Origin of the sequence: Rhizobium sp. Root1334 (assembly GCF_001426665.1) — a bacterium.
Taxonomy (GTDB): Bacteria; Pseudomonadota; Alphaproteobacteria; order Rhizobiales; family Rhizobiaceae; genus Pararhizobium.
This window is the reverse complement of the sequence record NZ_LMEY01000026.1, coordinates 1-1,929: the sequence shown is the minus strand read 5'-3', so window position 1 is coordinate 1,929 and position 1,929 is coordinate 1. Positions and strand designations below refer to the sequence as shown.

General features: G+C 56.0%; 1 protein-coding gene and 2 pseudogenes. All 3 read left to right on the top strand.

Features of this window, described 5'->3' with window-relative positions; genetic code table 11:
• Positions 1-50: 50 nt before the first annotated feature.
• Positions 51-811: pseudogene (locus tag ASD36_RS31575) on the top strand (IS256 family transposase); the annotation flags it as partial.
• Between the two features lies 1 nt (position 812).
• Positions 813-1,351: transposase (locus ASD36_RS31570; RefSeq protein ID WP_244489866.1), on the top strand; the 539-nt coding region annotated here is incomplete at its 5' end.
• A 62-nt stretch (positions 1,352-1,413) separates the two neighbouring features.
• Positions 1,414-1,518: pseudogene (locus ASD36_RS30775) on the top strand (IS5/IS1182 family transposase); the annotation flags it as partial.
• Positions 1,519-1,929: the final 411 nt, after the last annotated feature.

The window sequence follows — 1,929 nt, the reverse complement described above, 5'->3', positions numbered from 1 at the left end:
GATTTCCGGTAGGGTCGGGTTGCTTAGAACCAACCTGAAGGACACCACCGATGACCGACGATATGATGAACCTGCGTTCGCTTGTTGAGAAGAGCGCAGATGCAGATTTGCTGCGCGATATGATCGGCTTTGCCGCCGAGAAGCTGATGGCACTGGAAGTTGGCGCTGCGACTGGTGCAGGCTATGGCGAGAAGAGCGCGCTTCGTGTCGCCCAGCGCAACGGCTATCGCGATAGAGATTGGGAAACGCGAGCCGGAACGGTGGAGCTGCGTATTCCCAAGCTGCGGACAGGCAGCTATTTACCAAGCTTCCTTGAGCCCCGTCGCATGGCCGAGAAGGCTCTGACCGCGGTTATCCAGGAGGCTTATATCCAGGGTATCTCGACACGCTCGGTCGATGACCTGGTGAAGGCCATGGGCATGAGTGGCATCTCCAAAAGCCAGGTCTCACGGCTTTGCGAGGAGATCGACGTCAAGGTCAAAGCCTTCCTCGACCGACCCATCGAAGGCGAATGGCCATACATCTGGATCGATGCCACATACCTGAAGGTGAGACGCGGCGGTCGCATCGTTTCTGTCGCAGCCATCATCGCTGTCGGCGTCAATGCCGATGGACGCCGGGAGGTGCTTGGGTTGGAGATCGGCACGTCCGAGGCCGAGCCAATCTGGACAGAGTTCCTGCGCAAGCTGACGCGCCGGGGCTTGAGAGGCGTGAAGCTCGTCGTCTCCGATGCCCATGAGAGCATCAAGACGGCCGTTAGCAAGGTGCTGAATGCGACCTGGCAGCGTTGCCGGGTCCACTTCATGAGGAANTGAAGCTCGTCGTCTCCGATGCCCATGAGAGCATCAAGACGGCCGTTAGCAAGGTGCTGAATGCGACCTGGCAGCGTTGCCGGGTCCACTTCATGAGGAACGCTCTGGCGCATGCCGGAAAGAGCGGCAGACGCGTCGTTTCCGCTTTTATTGCCACAGCGTTTGCTCAGGAGACGCCTGAGGCCGCCAGCACACAGTGGCGCAGCGTCGCTGATCAGATCAGGCCGAAGGTGCCGAAACTGGCCAATTTGATGGATGAGGCCGAGAGCGATGTGCTGGCCTACATGACCTTTCCAAAGCAGCATTGGGCCAAACTTCACAGCACCAATCCCATCGAGCGCCTCAACGGAGAGATTAAGCGACGCACAGAAGTGGTGGGCATCTTTCCCAATGATGAGGCCATCATCCGGCTCGTCGGCGCGTTGCTGCTCGAACAGAACGATGAGTGGGCCGTTCAGCGGGCTCGATACATGACGCTGGAAACCATCGGACAAATGAGCGATGATCCTCTCATCAGCTTGCCGGCAGTGGCGCGCTGATACTCATCCGACCATCTGGGATGAGCCGTGGTCGTCTAAGCTACACCACGTCCTGGGACACGATCGCAAAAGACGTTGAAAGGTCCATCGCCTCAGCCGAGGCATGGATCATGATTGCACACATTCGCCTTATGACCCGCCGCATTGCAAGGTATTGCGATTACTGATCAGCCGAGGCATGGATCATGATTGCACACATTCGCCTTATGACCCGCCGCATTGCAAGGTATTGCGATTACTGAGACCTTTTCGAATCCGACTCTTAGATAAGCTCAAAGGAGCGCAGCAACACATTTGTTGCCTAAACAACGCACGAAATATAAATTTTTGATTGAGCCCTTGCCAATGCTGGACTCGTAATTGCAGCGTGACAGGCTTGCATTGCAGTATTTGGGACTGTTTCGCACAATATCGCATCGCTAAAGCGAACTTTTGCGTTTCTCTTCGTAAGCGGGTGGCAACATGGATATGAGATTTCCGTAAGCGCCGTCTCCGCCCCATTGGATTGGCTATATTTTGAGGCTTGCTGCGTGTGCGAGAAGGTTTCCAGGACTAACTGGAGATTTGCATGGCAGAAG